General features: G+C 66.1%; 18 protein-coding genes. 7 read left to right on the top strand and 11 right to left on the bottom strand.

Going from position 1 to position 22,672, the window contains the following annotated elements:
* Nucleotides 1–52: 52 nt before the first annotated feature.
* The 9 genes from ACFQDH_RS11480 to ACFQDH_RS11440 all read right to left on the bottom strand — a co-directional run bounded on the left by ACFQDH_RS11480 (nucleotide 53) and on the right by ACFQDH_RS11440 (nucleotide 8,539).
* Nucleotides 53–1,426, bottom strand: coding sequence for a GH1 family beta-glucosidase (locus tag ACFQDH_RS11480; protein ID WP_382401396.1), 1,374 nt, complete (start codon nucleotides 1,424–1,426; stop codon nucleotides 53–55).
* Nucleotides 1,423–3,396, bottom strand: coding sequence for a glycoside hydrolase 5 family protein (locus tag ACFQDH_RS11475; protein WP_382401394.1), 1,974 nt, complete (start codon nucleotides 3,394–3,396; stop codon nucleotides 1,423–1,425). Before ACFQDH_RS11475 ends, ACFQDH_RS11480 begins: the two co-directional genes overlap by 4 nt.
* Nucleotides 3,393–4,235: a carbohydrate ABC transporter permease gene (locus tag ACFQDH_RS11470; RefSeq protein WP_382401392.1), complete on the bottom strand. Its 843-nt coding sequence runs from the start codon at nucleotides 4,233–4,235 to the stop codon at nucleotides 3,393–3,395. The genes ACFQDH_RS11475 and ACFQDH_RS11470 overlap by 4 nt, the downstream gene beginning before the upstream one ends.
* A complete protein-coding gene (locus ACFQDH_RS11465; protein ID WP_382401390.1) occupies nucleotides 4,228–5,217 on the bottom strand; it encodes a carbohydrate ABC transporter permease in 990 nt (329 codons plus the stop codon). The genes ACFQDH_RS11470 and ACFQDH_RS11465 overlap by 8 nt, the downstream gene beginning before the upstream one ends.
* Nucleotides 5,217–6,539: an ABC transporter substrate-binding protein gene (locus ACFQDH_RS11460; protein WP_382401388.1), complete on the bottom strand. Its 1,323-nt coding sequence runs from the start codon at nucleotides 6,537–6,539 to the stop codon at nucleotides 5,217–5,219. The genes ACFQDH_RS11465 and ACFQDH_RS11460 overlap by 1 nt, the downstream gene beginning before the upstream one ends.
* A 114-nt stretch (nucleotides 6,540–6,653) precedes the next feature.
* Nucleotides 6,654–7,250 carry a LacI family DNA-binding transcriptional regulator gene (locus ACFQDH_RS11455; protein ID WP_382404848.1) on the bottom strand — a complete coding sequence of 199 codons (597 nt, stop codon included), beginning with the start codon at nucleotides 7,248–7,250 and terminating at the stop codon, nucleotides 6,654–6,656.
* Nucleotides 7,151–7,675, bottom strand: coding sequence for a LacI family DNA-binding transcriptional regulator (locus ACFQDH_RS11450; RefSeq protein WP_382401386.1), 525 nt, complete (start codon nucleotides 7,673–7,675; stop codon nucleotides 7,151–7,153). The genes ACFQDH_RS11455 and ACFQDH_RS11450 overlap by 100 nt, the downstream gene beginning before the upstream one ends.
* 49 nt (nucleotides 7,676–7,724) lie before the next feature.
* Nucleotides 7,725–8,180 (bottom strand): hypothetical protein, encoded by a 456-nt coding sequence (locus ACFQDH_RS11445; RefSeq protein ID WP_382401384.1) that lies wholly within the window; start codon nucleotides 8,178–8,180, stop codon nucleotides 7,725–7,727.
* Nucleotides 8,177–8,539, bottom strand: a complete 363-nt coding sequence (locus ACFQDH_RS11440; RefSeq protein ID WP_382401382.1) for a hypothetical protein — start codon at nucleotides 8,537–8,539, stop codon at nucleotides 8,177–8,179. The genes ACFQDH_RS11445 and ACFQDH_RS11440 overlap by 4 nt, the downstream gene beginning before the upstream one ends.
* A 105-nt stretch (nucleotides 8,540–8,644) precedes the next feature.
* Here ACFQDH_RS11440 and ACFQDH_RS11435 point away from each other — a divergent pair, with 105 nt between their 5' ends.
* The 3 genes from ACFQDH_RS11435 to ACFQDH_RS11425 are packed head-to-tail and all read left to right on the top strand — an operon-like array spanning nucleotide 8,645 to nucleotide 11,915.
* On the top strand, nucleotides 8,645–10,201 hold the full coding sequence (locus ACFQDH_RS11435; RefSeq protein ID WP_382401380.1) for an FMN-binding glutamate synthase family protein: 1,557 nt from the start codon (nucleotides 8,645–8,647) through the stop codon (nucleotides 10,199–10,201).
* A complete protein-coding gene (locus tag ACFQDH_RS11430; protein WP_382401378.1) occupies nucleotides 10,198–10,785 on the top strand; it encodes a thiamine pyrophosphate-binding protein in 588 nt (195 codons plus the stop codon). The genes ACFQDH_RS11435 and ACFQDH_RS11430 overlap by 4 nt, the downstream gene beginning before the upstream one ends.
* On the top strand, nucleotides 10,668–11,915 hold the full coding sequence (locus ACFQDH_RS11425) for a thiamine pyrophosphate-dependent enzyme (protein WP_382404847.1): 1,248 nt from the start codon (nucleotides 10,668–10,670) through the stop codon (nucleotides 11,913–11,915). The genes ACFQDH_RS11430 and ACFQDH_RS11425 overlap by 118 nt, the downstream gene beginning before the upstream one ends.
* A 68-nt stretch (nucleotides 11,916–11,983) precedes the next feature.
* On the opposite strand, the gene ACFQDH_RS11420 is transcribed toward ACFQDH_RS11425, so the two are convergent.
* Nucleotides 11,984–12,214, bottom strand: coding sequence for a hypothetical protein (locus ACFQDH_RS11420; RefSeq protein WP_382401376.1), 231 nt, complete (start codon nucleotides 12,212–12,214; stop codon nucleotides 11,984–11,986).
* 130 nt (nucleotides 12,215–12,344) lie between these two features.
* Nucleotides 12,345–14,939 (bottom strand): alpha-glucan family phosphorylase, encoded by a 2,595-nt coding sequence (gene glgP / locus ACFQDH_RS11415; RefSeq protein ID WP_382401374.1) that lies wholly within the window; start codon nucleotides 14,937–14,939, stop codon nucleotides 12,345–12,347.
* Between the two features lie 122 nt (nucleotides 14,940–15,061).
* Between glgP and ACFQDH_RS11410 the strand changes: the two genes are divergently transcribed.
* Genes ACFQDH_RS11410 through glgB form a run of 4 tightly spaced genes read left to right on the top strand, consistent with a single transcriptional unit; the run spans nucleotide 15,062 to nucleotide 22,524 of the window.
* Entirely contained in the window at nucleotides 15,062–17,113 is a 2,052-nt protein-coding gene (locus tag ACFQDH_RS11410; protein ID WP_382401372.1) for an alpha-1,4-glucan--maltose-1-phosphate maltosyltransferase, read from the top strand.
* A gap of 6 nt (nucleotides 17,114–17,119) precedes the next feature.
* Nucleotides 17,120–18,841 carry a maltose alpha-D-glucosyltransferase gene (treS, locus tag ACFQDH_RS11405; RefSeq protein WP_382401370.1) on the top strand — a complete coding sequence of 574 codons (1,722 nt, stop codon included), beginning with the start codon at nucleotides 17,120–17,122 and terminating at the stop codon, nucleotides 18,839–18,841.
* 3 nt (nucleotides 18,842–18,844) lie between these two features.
* Nucleotides 18,845–19,198, top strand: a complete 354-nt coding sequence (locus ACFQDH_RS11400) for a maltokinase N-terminal cap-like domain-containing protein (RefSeq protein WP_382401369.1) — start codon at nucleotides 18,845–18,847, stop codon at nucleotides 19,196–19,198.
* The gene (glgB, locus tag ACFQDH_RS11395; protein ID WP_382401367.1) at nucleotides 19,114–22,524 is read left to right on the top strand and encodes a 1,4-alpha-glucan branching protein GlgB; all 3,411 of its coding nucleotides are present in this window, start codon (nucleotides 19,114–19,116) and stop codon (nucleotides 22,522–22,524) included. Before ACFQDH_RS11400 ends, glgB begins: the two co-directional genes overlap by 85 nt.
* Nucleotides 22,525–22,672 lie beyond the last annotated feature (148 nt).

Raw genomic sequence — 22,672 nt, 5'->3', positions numbered from 1 at the left:
CCGAAATCAGCTGGATTTCGGGGTCCTCTCGGTCGGTTTGGGGTCCTCTCGATCAGGAGACTTCGTGGGTGGCGATCACGTTGCGGAACCAGTCGAAGCTGGCCTTCGGGGTGCGCTTCAGCGTGTCGTAGTCGACGTGCACGACTCCGAAGCGCGGCTGGTAGCCCCTGGCCCACTCGAAGTTGTCCATGAGCGACCAGACGAAGTAGCCACGCACGTCGACGCCCTTGTCCATCGCGGCACTGACGGCCGTGAGGTGGTCACCGACGTAGCGAATCCGGTCCTGGTCATCGACCCGGCCGTCGTCACCGACCACGTCCGGGCACGCTATGCCGTTCTCGGTGATGTAGATCGGCGGCAACGCGTCGCCATACGTGTCGCGCAGCCAGATGAGCAGGTCGGTGAACGCACTCGCGTCGACCGGCCAGCCCATCTCGGTGAGGTATTCGCCGTCGTGGATGAGCGACTCGAAGCCCAGGTCGGACGCCACGCGCTTGCCCGAGTCGGGCTCGTTGTGCGCGACGGCCTTCGGGCGGCTCGGGAAGTAGTAGTTGACGCCGAGGAAGTCGAGCGGCTGGGCGATTGTCGCGAGGTCGGTGTCGCCGATCCACGAGAAGTCCGTGATCGGTGCCCACACCTCCTTGCCCAGCTCAGGGTACTTCCCGGCCAGCACCGGGTCGGTGAAGATCAGGTTGCCGATCAGCAAGCTGCGATGCGCGGCCTCGACGTCGGCCGGTTCGTCCGAAACCTGTTGCACGGACGCGAGATTGAGAGTGATGCCGACCTGCGCGTCGGGCACGGCGGACCGGATCCGCTGCGCGGCGAGACCATGACCGAGCAGCAGGTGATGCGCGGCCTTGAGCGCGCCCTCACCTTCCTGTGCGCCCGGTGCGTGCACGCCGTCGGCATACCCGAGGATCGAGGAGCAGAACGGCTCGTTGAGCGTGATCCACCTCTTGACCCGGTCACCGAGGTGCTGAGCCGCCACCGCGGCGTATTCCGCGAAACGCTCGGCGGTGTCCCGCTCGCGCCAGCCGCCCTTGTCCTCCAGCGCCTGCGGCAGGTCCCAGTGATAGAGCGTGACGGCCGGGTCGATGCCCGCCGCCAGCAATTCGTCGACCAGCTTGTCGTAGAACGCCAGGCCCGCGGCGTTGACCGGGCCATCGTCGGGCTTGATCCGTGGCCAGGCGAGCGAGAAGCGGTAGCTGTCCAGCCCCAACTGCTTCATCAGTGCGATGTCCTCGCCGTACCGGTGATAGTGGTCGCAGGCGACATCGCCGGTCTGTCCCCGGAAGACCTTCCCGGGCGTGTGACTGAAGGTGTCCCAGATGGACGGGGTCCGGCCGTCCTCGGCTGCCGCTCCCTCTACCTGGTAGGACGCAGTCGCTGCGCCGAAGATGAAATCGGCAGGAAACTGGGCAATCACAGTGTTTCTCCTTTGGGCGTCATGCGATGGGTTTGAAGGTGGTCTGCAGCGCTCGCTTCGCCCGGGGCCACGAGCCCGCCCGGCAACTGGACGACGGCGACCTCGTATGGCGACAACCGGTTCACGCCATACGCCTCGAGATCAATCACTTCGTCGGATGCGTTGATCAGCCAAGCGAATTCGCGGCCGTCGCGATGACTCAGACCGTCGACCAGAACCCGCGGGTCGTTCACCCGCGCCGGGCGCTCTACGCCCGCTTCGTCGGCCAGTGCGTCATACAACCGCCAGGTGTCCTCAGGGTTCACCCGAGGCGTGCGCGCAGCGAAATACTCCAGCGGCAGCGTGCACAGGACCGCTTGTCCACCACCGTGGCGCCGGCGGGTGAGCACTGGTCTGTCGTGCTGGTCGAACGCGATGATCTCGGCGTCGATCGCCTCGACGGGGAGGATGCTCCGACCTCCCGGCGAGCCGACCGCCGTGAAACGCAACGTGTTACCGGCCGAGATCCCGCCGAAGTCGACGCGGAAGCGGACCTCGACAACATCGTCCAGCACCGGCTCGACCATGCCGTAGCGCAACGTATGGCGCACCCCGAAGATCGATTCCAGGTCGGTCCACCACGGCCCTCGTTGGACCGGTGAGTCACCCAATCCGTAGGAAACATAGACGGTTTGGCCGTCGGTGGCTCGCTGCGCCAGGTGGTGCCAGGTTGGCACGGTCAGCGCCTTGACCGACGGCACGATGACCAGACGCGCGTCGGCGGGCACCTGCTCCGGCTCCCGCACGAAGGCGGGGCCGAGACCTGCTTCGCGACAGGCGACATAAGCCTGCTCGAGAGCCTTCGTGATGTCGGTGCGTTCGCGTTCCTCGAACGTCCAGTGCTCGGGGCCGTCGAGGTAGGCCGGGACGATCAACGCGACCTGCGTCGGCCAGCGCTTGCACTGCGGCAGGTCCAATCGGTCCACTAGCTGCCGGAAGGCGGCGATCTCATACAGCTGCGGCTTCGGCGAGCCATCGGCCCGCGTCAGCCCGAAATGCAACTCGAACGGATGGTGGCGGTAGGGATCCTGCTCGGGCAGGTTGTCGAAATCCGTGTTGTTCCAGGCCAACCAGCCGGTCGCGCCAGCGAGCAGCGTGGTGTGCAGCACCTGCCTGTAGTACTGGGCAGCGTGGTCGTCGGACGCGAAGTCGGAGCTGACGCCGAACTCCTCCAGCACCACCGGCAGCTGCGCCACAGCAGCCAGTTCACACACGAACGCCGCACGCAGGTGCTGGCGGACGATGTCGTCCCCCATTGGATAAACGTGCGGACCGACGAACTGCGTCATAGCCGCGAGGTCCCGCACGCTGAAACCGTTGTCCTCGCCGGTGACTTCCTGCCCCCACGCCCCGTCGCCGATCGAGACCGGCTTGTCCTGGTCACCAGCACGGATCGCCGTGACCATCAACTGTGCCCACGCCGTGACATCCGCCCGCGCTGTGGGACCGCCGTAGATCGGCATCTCGTTGGAGACCAGCCAGCCGACGATCGCCGGGTGCGACCCGAAGCGTGCGGCCACCTGCGAAAGGTAACTCGATTGCTGCGCGACCATCCACGTGTCGGTGTAGAGGTCACGATCCCCGCGCCAGGACGGATCCCAGTTCTCCCCGGACATGTGGCCGACGAGAAACGTTGGGATGGTGAGCATTCCGAGCTCTGTGTGCAGATCGAGAAACTCTTCGAAACGGTCCATCACTGCCTGGTCGAGACACCCTGGTTCCGGCATCGCGTGCGGCCAGAAGAGGAATGACCTCGTGACGTCAAGGCCCGCCTCGCGCATCGTGAGCAGCTCTGCGCGCACGACCTCCTCGTCATACGACCGCCACATGAACGGCCCACCCGCACGAGACCAGAAGTTGCACCCGAACCACACGTGCTCCGTGCTCCCGGTCCGCACGAATCGCAGTGGTCGCTCGATGCCCCCGCTCACTTGACCGCACCCGCCGTCAGGCCCGCCACCAGATAGCGCTGCAGCAGCAGGAAGGCGATGACGACCGGCACGCTGACCACGAGCGACGCGGCCATGACCTGGTTCCAGTAGACGTTGATCTGGGTTGAGTAGCTCTGCAGGCCGATCGACAGTGTCTGGGTCTGCGGGTTGGTCATCTGCGAGGCGAACAGCACCTCACCCCACGAGGTCATGAAGGAGTAAACCGCGACCGCGATCACACCCGGTCGTGCGGCAGGCAGCACCACCCGGAGCAAGGTGCCGAGGGTGGACGCACCATCGACCCGTGCCGCTTCGTCCAATTCCCTTGGTATGCCGTCGAAGTAGCCGGCAAGCATCCAGATCGCGAACGGCAACGAGAACGTCAGGTAGGTGATGATCAGACCCACGCGCGTCTGGTAGAGGAGGGTGAAACCCAGGACCTTGTCGATGTTGACGAAGATCAGGAAGAGCGGGAGCAGGAACAGGATTCCGGGGAACATCTGCGTGGACAGGATGGTCGTGGTGAAGACATTGCGACCCCGGAAGGTCCACCGCGACACCGCGTAGCCCGCGAAGATCGCCACGACGACGCTGAGCACCATCGAGATCGAGCAGACGATGAGGCTGTTCGCGAAGTACCGGCCGAGCGGCACCGTGCTCCAGATGTCCTTGAACGGCTGGAAGGTCACGTGGCTCGGCCACCACTCGAACTTCCCCTGCACGTCGCCGAGCGGCTTGACCGAACTGGTGAACAGCACCCACATCGGCACCAACACGAAGACGCTCAGCACAGCCAGGACGACGACGCGAAACACCTTGAACGACAATGGCTCACGCACGACGCGACCTCCGGTTGAAGACGAGCAGGTAGAGCCCGGTGACCACGAGCAGGAAGAGGAGCAGCAGCACGGACATCGCCGAGCCGAAGCCGAAGTCCCAGTTGACGAAGGACGCTCCATAGATGTGGATCGAGATGATGTCGGCCGACGTGGGCGGCTGTGCGCCGAACAGCACGAACGGTGTGTTGAAGTCGTTGAACGTCCAGAGGAAGAGCATCAACACCATCACCAGGTTGACCGGTCGCAGCGCCGGGAGGGTGATGTAGCGGATCTGCTTCCAGATGCCGGCACCGTCGACGGACGCCGCGTCATACACGTCGTCCGGGATGTTCTGCAGGCCGGCGAGGAGCATCAGGAACGCGAAGGGCCACGAGCGCCATACGGCCACGACCACCATCGACCAGAAGGCGTTGCTGCCGATCAGCCAGAAGCTCTCGCCATTGGAGAGGCCCAGCGACTTCAGCACGTGGTTCACCAGGCCGTTGTCCCGCTGAAGCATGAAGCTCCAGGTCATGATCCCGGCATAGATCGGCATTGCGTAGGGCACCAGGAACAGGGTGCGGAAGAAGCCGCGGCCGCGGAAGTTGCGATGCAGCACGAGTGCCGCGGACATCCCGAAGGACCACGAGATACCCACGACCAGAACGGTGTAGAGACAAGTGACTTCGAAGGAGTGCAGGAAGCTGTTGCCGATCGGCGAGGAGAAGTCCAGCGCGAGCTTGTATGACGACAGACCCTTCCACGGCGCGGTCGACCAGTTCGCGATGTAGGACTGGGTCAGCCCGACGAAGGACATCCACACCCCGACGACCATCGGGATGATGTGGATCAGTAGTTCCAGGACGATCGCCGGAGCGATCAGGAAGTAGGGAGTGAGCCGGCGGGCACTGCGGCCCCCGCCGGCTCGCTTCGCGGTGGGAGGAGCGGGCCGACCGGGAGCATCCTCCTTGTCGGCCCGCTTCACCGTCGAGTTCGACGTCATCAGCCGGCGGATGCCATCTTGTCCTGCGCCTGCTGCAGCGCAGCCTTGATGTCACTGTCGGAGGGCGCCTTGCCGGTCGCTGCCTGGGCGATCAGCTGGTTGACGGCATTGCCGACGTTCGTCTCGAACTGCGACTCGTTCGCGACCAACGGAAGCGGAACGGCCTTGGTGGCCAGAATCTCCTGGAAGGTCTTGGCCTCTGCCGCGTTCTTGGTGAAGTTCGGTGTCGCACCGGCATTGACCGGCAGCGCCGCGAACGGCACGTCGAGGATCTTCTGCTCGGCCGGGCTGGTCATGAACTTCACGAACTTCAGCGCAGCGTCCTTGTGCTTGGTGTTCTTGAAGATCGACATGTTGATGCCGGCGACGAAGCTGGCGGTGTTCTTCTTACCGGTGGGAGCCGGGATGGCAACGACGCCGTACTCACTGGTTTTCATGCCATCCGCGACCAGGGTGTTGTCGGCGTTGTTCTGGCTCATCAGCATCGCGGCCTTGCCCTTGGCGAAGTCACCGGGAGCCTCGGGGCCGTTCTTGTACTGCACGCTGCTGGGGTTGACGACCTTGTTGCTCATCAGGTCGACGTACTGCTTCACCCCGGCGACCATGCCCGGTGAGGTGAAGTTCGCCTTGCCGCTGGAGTCGAACGGGTCGGCGCCCTGCTGCTGGCCGAAGATGAACGCGAAGTGGACGCTCTCGGTGTAGCTGCCGCCCTCCATCGCCATGCCGTAAGTGCCCTTATTGGCATTCGTGAGTTTCTTCGCGTCGGTCTGCAGCTCCTCCCATGTGGTCGGCGGCTTCAGCCCGGCAGCCGCGAACAGCTTCTTGTTGTAGTAGAGGCCGTAGACCAACGAGTAGAGCGGCACCGAGGTCGGATCCTTGCCCTTGACACCACCCGTCGCAAAGGACGCCGGCACGAACTTCGACTTGCCGCCGATGGCCGTGAGAGCGCTGGAATCGAACGGCATGAACGCGCCGGTGGCTTGCAACGACGGCGCCCAGGTGTTGCCGATGTTGAGCACATCAGGGCCCTTGCCGCTCGAGGTCGCCGCGAGGATCTTGTTGAGCAGGTCCGGCCAGCCGATGACCTGCAGATTGACCTTGATGCCGGTCTGCTGCTGGAACTTCTTCAGCTCCGGACCCAGCACCTTCTTGTCCATGTCGATCGACGAGGCCTGATTGCTCGCCCAGTAGTTCAGCGTGGTGCCGGACCCGGAGCCACCACCGCTGCCGCCGGCGGAACCCGAGCCCGAACTGCTGCTGCATGCGGCCGTGCCAGCAACCATCGCCGCGATCGTCAGCGCTGGAATGAGACGTCTCTTCACGATTGAACCCTCCGGGCCACCCATGCGCGACACCCTGTCGCGCCGTCACATCACACCACTTACTCGCGTAAGTAGATAGAGTGCGTTATCGAATCGTTACCGTTGATGGATGGTTCAGCGCCCAGGGGCGGGGCCGGAGCTGGGCCGCGGACGCAACTGCGATCGGGCGACCTGAACACGCCCTCCGCGTTGCCCGGCCACGAGATCGAGCAGCATGTCAGCAGCTTGCCCGCCATAGGCCTGGTTGTCCCGGTAGAGCGCGGTGAGCTCGGGGTCCACCGCGTGCGTGAGCGGCGAGTCATCCCAACTGACAACGGAAAACTCGCGGGGTACCGCCCTGCCGAGCTCTCGCAGTTGCTTCAGCCCGGCCACCGACATGTGATCGTTGCCGAATATGAGTCCGGTCGGTGGCTCCGGATCCTCCAGCAGCCGACGGACCGCTGCACGGGCATCCGCGGGCGCGTAGGTGCCCTCGATCGTCGTGACGGAGAGACCCTGGCGCGCGGCCGCGGTCCGCACGCCGCGCTGCCGGGCACGCTCGTGAACGAACTCCCGTGGTCCGCTCACGTGGGCGATGTGCCGGTGCCCGAGTGCGGCAAGGTGCTCGACGATCAGCGCCGCGTCTCCGGCCTGATCGGTCCATATGCACGGGAACGAGAGGCCCTTGCGCGGTCCACCGCACAACACGGCAGGCAGCCCGATCTCTTCGATCGCCGCGATGCGCTCATCCCGATGACGTTCGTCGACGAGGATGACGCCGTCAATGCGCCCCTCCCCCACCACCGTCGATAGGTCTCCACCTCGACGGCCGGGACATCACCGATCACCCGCAGCAGGAGGCTCCAACCCCGTTGAACCAGAACGCTTTCCACACCTGCCATGAACTCGAGGAAGAAGGAGTCGACGGCGAATGCGTCGGTCGCACGAGACAGCGCGAGGCCGATGACCTTGATGTCCGATCCGGTCAGCGCACGGGCACTCGCGCTCGGGTGCCAGCCCAGGTCGACCGCGAGTTTGAGCACTCGTTCGCGGGTGTCCGCTGCCACGCCCGGCTGACCGTTGAGCGCATAAGAGACCGCTGCCCGGGAGATGCCCAACTGCTTGGCGATGTCGGCCATCGTGGCCTTGGCGACCATGGGTTTCCTCCGTTGCCTCGCCGAATGCGAGGGATTCTACTTACCCGAGTCAGTTCGCGTCGGCAGGCCGGGCGCGCCGCGCGTGGCGCAACCACCAGAGACCGAGGACCGGCAGGACGAGGGGCACGTAGCCGTAGCCCTGTCCGAATTTGGACCAGACCGTCGTGTCCCCGGCGCTGCCCTGGGCCAGGAAGGCCACCTTGTCGGCATACGACCAGATGCCCACGGCGATCACTCCGAGCAGCTCGAAACTGATGGTTCCCAGGGCAATCCGTGCACTCGCACGGTCGCCGCGGGCGAGCGCGACCGTTGCGACGAGGTAGACGACCGCTGCCACCGCCGACAGCCAGTAGGGCATGTGCTGGTCCGGCCAGGTCTGCGCGATCTGCAGGATCGAGCGACCGGTCGCCGCCAGCCCGAGCAGGCCGTAGACCGCGACCAGCATGCGACCCGGTCCGCGGTTGATGGCAGTCTTCGAGCCGGACGATTTCGGAGTGTTTGTCACTGGCCGTTCCAGAGTTGTAGAAGGCGGGCGACCATGACCAGTAGGCCGAGGGTCGCCACGAGGAGAACGCCGGTCCCCCAACGAGATTCGCGCTCGGCGATCCCCCAGAAACCTGCCACTGGTAGGACACATACGAGCCCTGCCAGGTAGGCCACGAACAGCCCCTTGGACATGTGCGCGTCGGCGTCCCCGATGCGGGCGATCCCGACCACGAGCTGCGCGATGACCGCGAGCTCCGCGGCGCAGGCGAGGAAGAACATCGGGTTGTCGACCGGCTTGCCGCGCGCGGTCAGATAAGCCGCATCAATGGCCAAGACCGCAAGCAATGCGATAAGCACGATGGTGAGGGGCAACAACACCTGCACATCGTACGGACCCGGCATGCTCAGCAAGTACGCAGCCGCGGCCCGCACGATGGCCGGGCCGACAGCCCTCAGGTGTCGACCGAGACAAGGAGCAGACGAATGGTGCGATGGCAGCAAGCAACGGCCCTGGCTACGGCGGGGTCACTCGCCGGCCTGGCGGTGCGAGATCTGGTGCAGCGCAAGCACTCAGTGCTTCGCAACTATCCGGTGGTCGGGCACCTGCGCTATCTGCTGGAGGACATTCGACCGGAGCTCCAGCAGTACTTCATCGAACGCAACTGGGACGGTCGGCCATACGACCGTGACACCAGGTCGATCATCTACGAACGCGCCAAGGGGACCATGGCCGAACAGCCGTTCGGCACCGAACGGGACGTCGGTCGCGCCGGCTACGAGTCGCTGGTGCACTCGACGGCGCCACTGGAGAAGCCCGATGAGCCACCCCGGGTCCGCGTCGGTGGCCCGGACTGCAGCAAGCCGTACGACATGTCGCTGCTGAACGTCTCGGCCATGAGCTTCGGCGCCTTGTCCGCCAACGCTATCCGTGCGCTCAACAAGGGCGCACAGCTGGGCGGGTTCGCGCACGACACCGGGGAGGGTGGCCTCACGCCGTACCACCTGGAGAACGGTGGTGACTTGGTGTGGGAGGTCGGGTCCGGCTACTTCGGCACCCGGACCAAGGACGGTAACTTCGACCCGGATATCTTTCGCGACAAGTCCGGCGACGACCGCGTCAAGTGCGTGTCGCTCAAGCTGAGCCAGGGCGCAAAGCCTGGGATCGGTGGCGTCCTGCCCGCCGCCAAGGTGACCGCAGAGATCGCGCAGTTCCGAGGCGTTCCCGAGGGTGAGAAGTGCGTCAGCCCGGCGCGGCACAAGGTCTTCTCGACCCCGGTCGAGCTGATCGAGTTCATCGCGAAGATGCGCGACCTCAGCGGCGGAAAGCCGGCCGGCTTCAAGCTCTGTGTCGGGTCCCGGATGGACATCCTGGCGATCTGCAAGGCGATCCGCGAAGTAGGCACGGCGCCGGACTTCATCATCGTCGACGGGTCCGAGGGCGGCACCGGAGCAGCACCGCTGGAGTACGAGGACCACGTCGGTATGCCGCTGACCCACGGCCTGATGGTCGTGCACAACGCGCTCGTCGGCACGGGGCTGCGAGACAACATCAAGCTCGGCGCGAGCGGCAAGATCGCCGGCGGTGCCGACATCGTCAAACGGCTCATCCAAGGTGCCGATTACACGAACGCCGCGCGCGCGATGATGATGGCTGTCGGCTGCATCCAGGCGCAGGAGTGCCACACCGGCAAGTGCCCGGTCGGAGTCGCCACCCAGAACCCGCGGCGCGCACGGGCGCTCGACGTGCCGGACAAGAGCGAGCGCGTGCACCGCTATCACCAGGCGACCGTCGAGCAGGCCGCCCAGATCATGGCGACCCTGGGTGCCCGCGAACCGCACGAACTCAGCCCGCACATGCTCCGGCACAACATCTCACCGAACGAGAGCCGTAGCTATGCCGAGTTGTTCACCTGGCTGCAGCCCGGTGAACTGCTCGAGGCGGCGCCGGAGGAATGGGCGAAGGACTGGCAGGCCGCCAGCGCCGATGCCTTCACTCCGCAGATCTCGACCTACCGTGCCGGGGAACGGAAAAAAGCATGAGCGACATCGCCGAACTGATCGTTGCAGCACTGGCCGACCACGGGGTGACCCAGGTCTGGGGCGTCGTTGGTGACGCACTCAACCCGATCACCGATGCGATCCGCCGCCATGACGGCATCGAGTGGATCGGGGTCCGCCACGAGGAGGCTGCCGCCTTCGCTGCCGGCGCCCAGGCCCAGATGACCGGGCGCATCGGGGTCTGCATGGGCACCGTCGGCCCCGGCTCGATCCACCTGCTCAACGGCTTGTATGACGCCAAGAAGTCGCACGCTCCGGTGCTGGCAATCTGTGGGCAGGTTCCTACGCCGGACATCGGCAGCGACTTCTTCCAGGAGGTCAACAACGACGTCCTGTTCGCCGACGTGGCCGATTTCGCGCAGACCATCACCAGTCCCGGCCAACTGCCACAGCTGCTGGAGCAGGCGGTCAACATCGCGTATGCCGAGCAGGAGTCGCGGTGCTCACGTTGCCCGGAGACGTCGGCTCGCTCGAGGTCGAGGACAACCGGCCGCCGAAGTTCGCCCCGCAATCCGCCGAGGTGGCGGCACCGGCCGATCAGGTCGCGGCCGCCGCAGATGTGTTGAATGCCGCCGACAAGGTGACGCTGCTGGTCGGGTGCGGAGCTGCGCAGGACCGCGCCGAGGTGTTGTCACTGGCCGAGCGGTTGAAGGCTCCAATGGTGTTGACCCTCAAGGCAAAAGCCGGGTTGGACGCGGACAACCCCTACCAGATCGGCCAGTCCGGCCTGATCGGCAACCCGTCGACCAGGAAGGCGTTCGACGACTGCGACGTGCTCTTTCTGATCGGCACCGACTTCCCCTACCGGGACTGGTATCCGCAGGGCAAAACGGTGATCGCACTCAACTCCCGAGCCGGACACATCGGCCGTCGTACACCCGTCGATCACGCTCTCGTCGGACATGCCGGACCAACGTTGCGTGCCCTGAACGAGTTGGTGTCGACCAAGAAGAGCGACAAGCACCTTCGGGCCGCGACCGACGCCTACGCGAAGTGGCTCGAGGATCAGGCCAGGCTGACCGATCCCGGCCACGACCGGAAATGGTTGGGCAAGAGGCGCAGCAAGGCCGACAACCCGGACGAACGCATCCGCCCGGAGGTCGTCGCGGACGCCCTGAACAGGCACGCGTCCGACGACGCCGTCTTCACCAGCGACACCGGTATGTCGACGGTCTGGCTCAGCCGCTTCGTGCAGATGCGCGGCGACCGCAAGCTGGTCGGGTCCTACAACCTCGGCTCGATGGCCAACGCGATGCCGCAGGCACTCGGCATACAGGCGCTCGATCGAAAGCGCCAGGTGATCGCTAACTGCGGCGACGGCGGCCTGATGATGCTGCTCGGGGACTTGCGGACCGCGGTGACCTACCGGCTGCCGGTCACGTTCGTGGTCTACGACAACGGACGTCTCGGGATGGTCAAGCTCGAGCAGGAGCAGGGCGGTCTGCCGGAGTTCGGGACCGAGCTGGACAACCCGGACATCGCCGAAGTCGCAGCGGCTCTCGGCCTTCGCGCGCTCCAGGTCTCGCGAGCGGAGGACGTCGACTCCGCCATACAGGAGGCACTCGCGCACGACGGGCCGTTCCTGCTGGACTTCCTCACCAACCCCGACGAGATCGCGCTACCGCCGAAGGCAACGCCCTCCCAGGCGTGGGGCTTCGCGATCGCCAAGTCCAAGGAGTTCCTGGAGAGCCGGTAGCGCCCGCCCCAGTTGCACACATCGCACGGTCTACCGCGCGATGTGTGCAACCGGAGCGGAGAGTCGGATCAGCTGAGTGGGAAGGACGTGTTCAGCGCGGCCCGCTTGGCAGGACCGGCCCACGAGATCGACGTAGAGGGAACGCTCATCCAACCGGCGCGCTGTCGCACGACGATCTGGCCCGCGCCAGCCAGTTGGACGCGTTCCAACGCGCCCACATCGGGAATGACCACTTCCGGCATCGGCACGACGAGTTGATGCACCGGTGCGGTAACTGCTGTTGCGGTTGCGTGACTCATGGGGCCCTCCCGAGATCTCTCTTCGAGACTAGCCCTGTCCGGGGCGTGCAGGTAGTGCGCTGGAGCGCACCATCTGCAGGCGTGGTCTCGAAACACCTCCTCCGCTGCGCTCCCCTGGCACTCGACCCGCTTATGCGTTGACGACCAGCCCGAGCTCGGCGACGTTGGCCAGGCCGGGATGCCGCGGCAGCACGCGCACGCTGTAACCGAACGCTCCGGTGCGGTCCAGAGTGACAGTGCCCTCGAAACGCGCACGTCCGTCGCCAAGATCTTCGGCGGCGTGGATCTCGGTCAGCTCGACGTCCTGCAGGTCGTCGGTGTCCGTCGCCCGGCCGTGCACCACCTGCACCGAGACCTCGTCCGGCCGCAGGCCGCCGAGGGCGACATACGCACGCACGGTGAGGCGTTCGCCGAGCGCCGGGATGTCGGTGACGCCGTCTGCCTCGACGTGCTCGATTCGTATGTGTGGGAACGCATCCCGCGCCCGCACACTGTATGACGCAAGGTCCTTCGCAAGACCGAAATCGTGGTCGGCGGCGGCGCGACCGGCGATCGCAGCCGGGGTGTAGAGCTTGGTCGTGTAGTCACGGACCATCCGGGTGGCGAGCACCTTCGGACCGAGCACGGCCAAGGTGTGCTCGACCATCTCCAGCCAACGCTGCGGCACACCGTCGGCATCGCGGTCGTAGAAGCGTGCAGCGACCTGGCTCTCGATGAGGTCGTAAAGCGCCGCGGCCTCCAGGTCGTCACGCCGCTCCGGGTCCATGGTGGAGTTTGCGGTGTCGTGCGACGGGTCGGCCGATGGGATCGCCCAGCCGTTGCTGCCGTCGAACCACTCGTCCCACCAGCCGTCCAGGATCGACAGGTTCAGGCCACCGTTGAGAGCGGCCTTCATGCCGGACGTCCCGGACGCCTCGTAGGGGCGCAGCGGGTTGTTCAGCCACACGTCGACGCCCGGCATCAGCGACTGTGCCATCTGCATGTCGTAATTGGGCAGGAAAACGATCCGGTGCCGCAGCTTGGGGTCGTCGGTGAACTGCACCATCTCCTGGATGAGCCGCTTCCCCGTCTCGTCGGCCGGGTGCGACTTGCCGGCGATGACCAACTGCACCGGACGATCCGGGTCGGTCAACAGGCCCGCGAGGCGCTCCGGGTCACGCAGCATCAGCGTCAACCGCTTGTAGGTGGGCACCCGCCGCGCGAAGCCGATCGTCAGCACGTCGGGGTCCAGCAGGTTCTCCACCCAGCCGAGCTCGGCGTCGCTGGCACCGCGGAACTGGGCCGACTCCCGCACCCGCTCACGCACGTCCAGCACCAGCTGCCGGCGCAAGTCGTGCTTGACCTCCCAAAGCTCACCGCGCGGCAGCTGACCGACACGGTCCCAGCCGATGGCGGCGCGTATGTCACCCTCCCCGAGGTGCTTACGACCGAAGTCGATGACTCGGGGGTCCATCCAGGTCGGGGCGTGAACACCGTTGGTGATGCTGGTGATCGGGACCTCGTCGTCATCGAAGCCGGGCCACAGCTGATCGAACATCGACCGACTGACCGCGCCGTGCAGCTGCGACACACCGTTGGCGCGCTGCGCCATACGCAGGCCCATCACGGCCATGTTGAAGATGCCGTCCTGGCCACCCTCGTAGTCCTCGGCGCCCAGGGGCAGGATCTGCTCGGTCGACACTCCGGGCAGCTGTGCGGACCCGCTGAAGTGGGCGCGCACCAGCTCGGCATCGAAGCGGTCGATGCCGGCCGGCACCGGGGTGTGCGTGGTGAAGACGTTGCTCGCCCGCACGGCGCGGCGTGCCTGCTCGAAGTCGAGTCCGTGGCCGGTGACCAGCTCGCTGATCCGCTCCACGGACAGGAAGCCGGCGTGGCCCTCGTTGCAGTGGTAGACCTCCGGGGCCGGCGCCTGCGTCAGGCGGCTCCACGTGCGGAGCGCGCGCACTCCGCCGATACCGAGCAGCATCTCCTGCTGGAGGCGCTGGTCGCCGCCTCCGCCATACAGCCGGGCGGTGAGCTCGCGGGCGGAGGGGTCGTTGGCCTCGACGTCGGAGTCGAGCAGCAGCAACGGAACCCGGCCGACCTGTGCGCGCCATACGCGGGCGTGCAGGGTGCGCCCCTCGGGCAGCGCGAGGGTGATGTCGACGGGTGTCCCGTCGACCTCGCGCAGCAGGGTCAGCGGCAGTCCGTCGGGGTCGAGCAGCGGGTAGCTCTCCAACTGCCAGCCGTCGGCGGACAACTGCTGTTTGAAGTAGCCCTCCTTGTAGAACAGGCCGATGCCCACGATCGGCACCCCGAGGTCGCTGGCGGACTTCAGGTGGTCGCCCGCCAGGATGCCGAGACCGCCGGAGTACTGCGGCAGTACGTGCGTGATCCCGAACTCCGCGCTGAAGTAGGCGATCGACGCCGCCGCCGCGTCCGTCTGGCTGAACTCGTCGTACCAGACGGGGGCGGTCAGGTATGTCGACAGGCCGTCTGCCGTCGCGTGCACCCGGCCAACGAATCCGGGGTCCGCCGCGAGCTCGTCCAGGCGCTGCGGCGACAAGCCGGCCAGCAGAGCCACCGGGTCGCCATGGACGCGATCCCACACGGCGGGGTCCATGTCCCGGAACAGGTCACGAGTACGGCGGTGCCACGACCAGCGCAGGTTGGTCGCGAGGTCCGACAACGGGGCCAACTGCTCGGGCAGCGCGGTGCGGACATTGAAACGACGAATGGCTCTCACCGCACCGATGGTAGGGGCGCCCGAGCTCCAGGTGAATTCGAACACCGCCGACTTTCAAGACACGGCGGTGTCCCGGCCCGACAGGTGTCCGCGACAGCCCTCGATCTTGTAGCGTCGCTCAGGTGACTGATCAGCAGCCGACTGCGCCGGTGCGGCAGACCCCCGGCCACGGCACGACCCCGCCGGTTGCCCCGCTCCGTTCCATCGGCCGAATCCCCGTCGTCGACGTTCGTCCCGCCGTCGGCGACGGTGCATTTCCCACCAAATCCGTTGTCGGAGAGGTGTTTCCGATCACTGCGACAGTCTTCCGGGAGGGCCATGACGCCGTCAACGCGACCGCGGCACTCACCGACCCGGACGGCGTGACCCACTACGTCCCGATGTCCTGCACCAATGCGGGGCTGGACACCTGGCGCTGCGAGATCAGCGCCGACCGTCCCGGAGTGTGGTCCTACTGTGTCGAGGGTTGGTCCGATCCGTACGCCACTTGGGTCCACGATGCCGTGATCAAAATCGCAGCCGAGGTGGACGCCGAGGTGATGCTGGAGGAGGGCGCGCGACTGTTGGAGCGTGCCACCCGTGAGGTACAACACAACGCTGCCGGGCGCAAGGTCCTCGCCGCGGCCGTGCGCGGATTGCGCGACACCGAGCAGCCCCCGGGTGCCCGCATCTCGGCCGGCACCACCACGGAGATCCAGCGGCTGATGACCGCGAAACCACTGCGAGACTGGGTCAGCCCCGGCACGTCATACAGCTGGTGGGTGGAGCGGGACCGGGCGCTGACCGGCGCCTGGTACGAGATCTTCCCGCGCAGCGAGGGCGCGAGCTTCGACGAGAAGTCCGGGAAGTGGACCACCGGGACGCTGCGGACCGCGGCGAAGCGCTTGCCCGCCATCGCCGGTATGGGGTTCGACGTGGTCTACCTGACGCCCGTGCATCCGATCGGCACGACGAACCGCAAAGGCCCCAACAACACGCTGACCGCAGGTCCGGACGACCCCGGCTCGCCATACGCGATCGGGAGCGCGGACGGCGGCCACGACGCCATCCATCCGGACCTCGGGACGTTCAAGGACTTCGACGCCTTCGTCTCGGCTGCTCGCAAGCAGAACCTGGAGGTCGCGCTCGATCTGGCGCTGCAGTGCTCCCCGGATCACCCGTGGGTCGCGGCTCACCCGGAGTGGTTCACCACCCGCGCCGACGGCACCATCGCGTATGCCGAGAACCCGCCGAAGAAATACCAGGACATCTACCCGGTCAACTTCGACAACGATCCGGCAGGCATCTACGCCGAGGTGCGCCGCGTCGTGCAGGTCTGGATCGACCACGGCGTCACGATCTTCCGGGTGGACAACCCGCACACGAAGCCGGTGGAGTTCTGGCAGTGGCTGATCGCCGATGTCGCGCGTGACCACCCCGACATCGTCTGGCTGGCAGAGGCGTTCACCCGGCCGGCGATGATGGCCACACTTGCCAAGGTCGGCTTCCAGCAGAGCTACACCTATTACGCCTGGCGCAACGACGCCGCCGAACTGCGTGAGTATGTCGAAGAACTCGCGCGCGACTCGGCGCCATACATGCGACCGAGCTTCTGGCCGACGACGCACGACATCCTCACGCCATACATGCAGTATGGCGGGCCGACCGCCTGGAAGCTGCGCGCTGCGCTGGCGGCGACGTTGTCGCCCACCTACGGCATCTACGCCGGCTACGAGCTGATCGAGCACGTCGCGCGGCCGGGCGCCGAGGAGCAACTCGACAACGAGAAGTACCAGTACAAGGACCGGGAGTGGTCCCGCTATGAGCCCGGCGGTGACCGCGAGGGGCAGTCGCTGGCGCCGTTCCTGAGCCGTATCAACGAGATTCGTCGCCAGCACCCCGCGCTGCACTGGCTGCGCAACATCACCTTCCACCACGTGGACGACCAGCAGATGCTGGCCTTCTCCAAGAAGCACGGCGACGATGTCGTCATCGTGGTGGCAAACACCGATCCGCACGCCACCCGCCAATCGACGCTCCGGCTCGACATGGGTGCGCTCGGGTTGTCGCCCGGCGACCGTTTCGTCGCGCACGACCTGCTCACCGACGCCAGCTGGGAGTGGGGTTCGGACAACTACGTCCGGCTCGGACCCGACACCGAGCCACTGCACATCGTTCACCTCAGGAGGTTCTGAAACAGAATGGCAGCAACAGGATTCAACCTCCCGCAGCCCGGTCTGCGTCACGATCCGCAGTGGTTCCGCAAGGCGGTCTTCTACGAGGTGCTGGTGCGCGCCTTCGGCGACTCGACCGGCAATGGATCCGGTGACTTCACCGGCGTGATCAACCGGCTCGACTACCTGCAGTGGCTCGGCATCGACTGCCTGTGGATCCCACCGTTCTACGCGTCACCGTTGCGCGACGGCGGCTACGACATCGCCGACTACAAGGCGGTCCTGCCGGAGTTCGGGACGCTGCCGGAATTCACCGAGCTGGTCTCCCAGGCACACGCCCGCGGCATACGCATTGTGACCGATCTGGTCATCAACCACACCAGCGACCAGCACCCGTGGTTCCAGGCGTCGCGCTCGGAGCCGGACGGCCCCTACGGCGACTACTACATGTGGTCCGACACCGACGAGAAATACTCCGACGCACGGATCATCTTCGTGGACACCGAGGTGTCCAACTGGACCTTCGACCCGGTGCGCCGGGAGTTCTTCTGGCACCGCTTCTTCTCCCACCAGCCCGATCTCAACTTCGAGACCGAGGCTGTGCACGACGAGATCTTCGACATCGTGCGTTTCTGGATGGACCTGGGCATCGACGGCTTCCGCCTGGACGCGATCCCCTACCTCTATATCGAGGAGGGTCACAACGGCGAAAACCACCCGAGGACACACGAATTCATCGCCAAACTGCGCGCGATGGTCGACGAGGAGTACCCCGGGCGGATGCTGCTGGCCGAGGCCAACCAGATGCCCGACGAGGTCGTCGATTACTTCGGCACCGAGGACGACCCCGAGTGCCACATGTGCTTCCACTTCCCGATCATGCCGCGGCTCTACTACGCGCTGCGCGACGAGAAGGCGACCCGCATCAACGAAGTGATGGCCGAGACCCCGACCATCCCCCGAGGTGCCCAGTGGGGCACGTTCCTGCGCAACCACGACGAGCTGACCCTCGAGATGGTCACCCCGGACGAGCGCGCCGCGATGTACGGCTGGTACTCCCCCGACCCGCGGATGCGTGCCAACGTCGGCATCCGACGCCGGTTGGCCACCCTGCTGGACAACTCGCGCGCGGAGACGGAACTCATCCACGCGCTGCTGCTGTCGATGCCCGGGTCCCCGTGTCTCTACTACGGCGACGAGATCGGCATGGGCGACAACATCTGGCTGCCCGACCGCGATGCCGTGCGCACCCCCATGCAGTGGAGCCCGGACAGGAACGCCGGCTTCTCGACCGCCGATCCCGGCAAGCTCTACCTGCCGATCATCTCCAGCCTCGTCTACCACTACAACAATGTGAACGTCGAAGCTCAGCTGGAGTCCACCTCTTCGCTGCTGCACTGGGTGCGCGAAATGCTCGCGATCCGAAAGCAATTCCCGGTTTTCGGGCTCGGCGATTACGTGACCGTCGAGTCGGACAACGACGCGATCCTGTCCTTCACCCGGACCGTCCACGAGGAGGACGACCCCGACGACGAGATCGAGACCCGCTCGGTGCTGTGCGTCAACAACCTGTCGAGTCGACCGCAGTCGGTCACGATCTCGCTGCCGGACCAATTCGCCGGCGCCCGACTGCGGGACCTGTTCGGTGGCGCCCACTTCACCGCAATCTCCGACGACGGCACTGTCACACTGACTCTCGGCTCACGTGACTTCTTCTGGCTGGCACTGCAACTCCCGACGGGAAACTGACATATGGCGATCATCCACCACGCGACCCTGCAGCCGAGCAAGGAGGAGCTGCTGTCGGGGTGGATCGGCACGCAACGCTGGTATGCCGGCAAGGGTGGAACACCGAAGCTGACCCGCCTCGGCAGTTATCGCTTCGACGACCCAGCCGGCCAGGTCGGGGTGGAGATCAACATCGTCGCTGACTCATCCACCGGTGAGTCCGTCGTCTACCAGATCCCGATGACCTACCGGGGCGCTCCGCTGGAAGGCGCCGATCACGCGCTCATCGGGGGATGGAGCACTCGGCGCTCGGGCACCGCTGGGTCTACGACGGCTGCCATGACCCGGTCTTCGTGGCGACCTTGTTGCGCACCATGATCACCGGCGGCAGGCAAGCAGTGCTCGAGAGGTATGACGAGTCGGGCGCTCACGTCGGCACGATGGAGCCGCCGATCACTGTGCGCGGCAGCGGTTTTCGTCATGCCGCGGTGCCGCGGATCCGCACCGCCCGAGTGTTGTCCGGTGAGCAGTCCAACACGTCGATCATCGTCGATTCGGACGATGAGGAGCCGTTGATCATCAAGGTCTTCCGGGTGATCCACGCCGGCGACAACCCCGACGTCACACTGCAGGCGGCGCTCAGCGACGTGGGCAGCGAAAGGGTTCCGCAGATGGTCGCGTCCTTGCGAGGCGACTGGCCGACCCCGGACGGCACCGGACGCGCGCAGGGCGATCTCGCCTTCGCGCAGGAGTTCTTCCCCGGCGTCCAGGATGCCTGGCGGGTGGCGTTGGAGGCTGCGTCAGAAGACCGGTCGTTCGCCGCTTCCGCGTATGCGCTGGGTGCTGCTACGGCCGAGGTCCACCACCAGCTGGCGGAGGCGATGCCGGTCGGGCCGAGCACTCCCGAGTCGGTCTCCCGGCAGCTCGACGCGATCCGGCGGCGGTTCGCCGTCGCAGCCGAGGCCGTGCCCGAGCTGCGTGACCGCCAGGGCGAGTTCGACTCCCTCGTCGAAAGCGCCGCCGGAGCGGATTGGCCTGCGCTGCAACGCATTCACGGTGATTTCCACCTCGGTCAGGCCTTGGACGTGCCGGAACGCGGCTGGGTGCTGCTGGACTTCGAGGGCGAGCCGCTGCGGACGCTGGACGAACGCAACGAGGCCGACGTGCCGTTGCGCGACATCGCCGGCATGCTGCGGTCGTTCGACTACGCCGCCGGCTCCATCGAGCAGCGGGACGACACCGCTGACCGACGCGACTGGGCGGCCGAGGCGCGCGCGGCATTCCTGGACGGGTATGCCGCGCAGAGTGGTGTCGACCTTGCGTCATACCGGCGACTTATCGAGCTGTTCGAAGTCGACAAGGCGAGCTACGAGGTCGTCTACGAGGTCCGCAACCGGCCCGAGTGGTTGGACATCCCACGCAGCGCGATCCTGCGATTACTGCCCACGAGGAGAAGTAACAGCATGAGCGACAACCACGGCACGAGCGAACACCAGACTGCCCTTCGGACCGAGGTCGCCCATGAGCTACTCGTCGGACGATATGGCGATCCGCACCGCCTGCTGGGTCCGCACGTCGGCGAATCCGGCGCGCTGGTAAGGGTTTTCCGCCCCATGGCGAGCACCGTCCAGGTCCAACTGCCGGACGGCACGCGAGCCGACCTGCAGCACGACTACGAGGGGTTGTGGAGCGGCCCGCTGCCGACCGCTGAGGTTCCCGATTACCGGGTAGTGACCACGTATGACGACGGGGTCGAGCACGTCACCGACGACCCTTACCGCTTCCTGCCCACCCTCGGCGAGATCGACCTGCACCTCATCGCGGAGGGCCGCCACGAGCAGTTGTGGACCGTGCTCGGCGCGCACCTGCACCGCTACGACAGCCCGCAGGGTGCGGTCGACGGCACGTCCTTCGCCGTCTGGGCGCCGAACGCACGCGGTGTGCGCCTGGTCGGTGACTTCAACACCTGGGGTGGGCAGGGTCACCCGATGCGCCGGCTCAGCGGCGGTGTCTGGGAGCTCTTCGTGCCCGGCGTCGGTGTCGGAAACCGTTACAAATTCGACATTCTCGGCCCGGACGGGACCTGGCGTGAGAAGGCCGACCCGCTGGCTCGGCTCGCCGAGACCGCGCCCGCGACAGCCTCCGTCGTCACCGCCTCCACCTACGAGTGGGGCGACGGAGCCTGGCTCGAGCAGCGTGCGGCCACCGCGGCGCACGAGCGCCCGATGAGCGTCTACGAAGTGCACCCGATGTCGTGGCGGCAGGGTAAGTCATGGCGCGAGCTGGCCGACGAACTTGTCTCGTACGTCAGCGAACTCGGCTTCACTCACGTGGAGTTCATGCCGGTGATGGAGCACCCCTACCCGCCGTCCTGGGGTTACCACGTCACCGGTTACTACGCACCGAATTCGCGGCTCGGCGACCCGGACGACTTCCGCCTCCTGGTCGACAAGCTGCACCAAGCGGGAGTCGGCGTCATCCTGGACTGGGTGCCCGGCCACTTCGCCACCGATGAGTGGGCGTTGGCGCGCTTCGACGGCACACCGCTCTACGAGCACGCTGACCCACGGCGTGGTTGGCACCCCGAATGGGGTTCGTACATCTTCGATTTCGGTCGCCCCCAGGTGCGCAACTTCCTCGTCGCGAACGCCGTCTACTGGCTGCAGGAATTCCACGCCGATGGGCTGCGTGTCGATGGTGTGGCATCGATGCTCTATCTCGACTACTCCCGCAACGAGGGCGAGTGGCTCCCGAACAAGCACGGTGGCCGCGAGAACCTCGAGGCGATGCAACTGCTGCAGGAGACCAACGCGACGGCATACCGCCGGCTGCCCGGCACGGTGATGATCGCCGAGGAGTCCACCTCCTGGCCCGGAGTCACCAAGCCGACCAACCAGGACGGCCTCGGGTTCGGCTTCAAGTGGAACATGGGCTGGATGCACGACACGCTGGATTACGTTGCGCAGCAACCGATCTACCGCAAATACCACCACAACAAGATGACGTTCTCGCTCGTCTACGCGTGGGACGAGCAGTTCGTGCTGCCGATCAGCCATGACGAGGTCGTGCACGGCAAGGGTTCGTTGTTGCGCAAGATGCCAGGCGACCGGTGGGAGCAGCTGGCCGGTGTCCGGACTCTCCTCACCGACATGTGGAGCCACCCCGGAAAGCAGCTGCTCTTCATGGGCTGCGAGTTCGGGCAGGAGTCCGAGTGGGCGGACGGCCGCAGTCTGGACTGGTGGCTGCTCGACCAGCCGGCGCACCTCGGCGTCGCGCACCTCGTGTCGGACCTCAACCGGCTGTATGCCGAACACCCCGCCCTGTGGAAGCTGGACCACGACCCGCACGGCTTCCGGTGGATCGATGCGAACGCCGCCGACGCAAACCTGTTCTCCTACTTGCGATTCGACACTCCGGAACAGAATGGCGACGTCGTCGCGGCGGTGCTCAACTACAGCGGCGCCGAGGCGCGCGACATACGCATCGGGCTGCCCCGAGCCGGTCGCTGGCTGGAGCTGCTCAACACCGACGCGGAGCGGTATGGCGGCTCCAACCGCGGCAACCTCGGCGGTGTCGACGCCACGGACACGCCATACAACGACCAGCCGTACTCCGCCGTTGTCACGATCCCGCCGCTGTCCGCGATCTGGTTCACTCCGGATGGAACTGCCCCCACCGCAGCCACCGATGCAGAGGACAAGTAGCGCCGTACCGCACGATCTGCATGCCGCAAACGCCTTCCAACCAGCGACAGACGTTTCGGCCCTGCACAGAGTGCGCCGGACCGCACCTTCTGCCGGACGCAGGCAACGAGACCTCGAGACGCTCGTCCCTCGCTCCCCTTCGAGACGC

The sequence above is a fragment of the Flexivirga alba genome (assembly GCF_042661025.1).
Classification (GTDB): Bacteria; Actinomycetota; Actinomycetes; order Actinomycetales; family Dermatophilaceae; genus Flexivirga; species Flexivirga alba.
Note: the sequence above shows the minus strand (reverse complement) of the source record. Positions and strands in the feature narration are given on the sequence as shown.

Bases quoted from the DNA above. Each gene is read 5' to 3' on its own strand.
- ACFQDH_RS11450 (WP_382401386.1), bottom strand. From the start codon at position 7,675: ATGGTCGCCAAGGCCACGATGGCCGACATCGCCAAGCAGTTGGGCATC.
- treS (WP_382401370.1), top strand. From the start codon at position 17,120: ATGGCAGCAACAGGATTCAACCTCCCGCAGCCCGGTCTGCGTCACGAT.
- glgB (WP_382401367.1), top strand. From the start codon at position 19,114: ATGGAGCACTCGGCGCTCGGGCACCGCTGGGTCTACGACGGCTGCCAT.
- ACFQDH_RS11430 (WP_382401378.1), top strand. From the start codon at position 10,198: ATGAGCGACATCGCCGAACTGATCGTTGCAGCACTGGCCGACCACGGG.
- ACFQDH_RS11400 (WP_382401369.1), top strand. From the start codon at position 18,845: ATGGCGATCATCCACCACGCGACCCTGCAGCCGAGCAAGGAGGAGCTG.
- ACFQDH_RS11465 (WP_382401390.1), bottom strand. From the start codon at position 5,217: ATGACGTCGAACTCGACGGTGAAGCGGGCCGACAAGGAGGATGCTCCC.
- ACFQDH_RS11420 (WP_382401376.1), bottom strand. From the start codon at position 12,214: ATGAGTCACGCAACCGCAACAGCAGTTACCGCACCGGTGCATCAACTC.
- ACFQDH_RS11435 (WP_382401380.1), top strand. From the start codon at position 8,645: ATGGTGCGATGGCAGCAAGCAACGGCCCTGGCTACGGCGGGGTCACTC.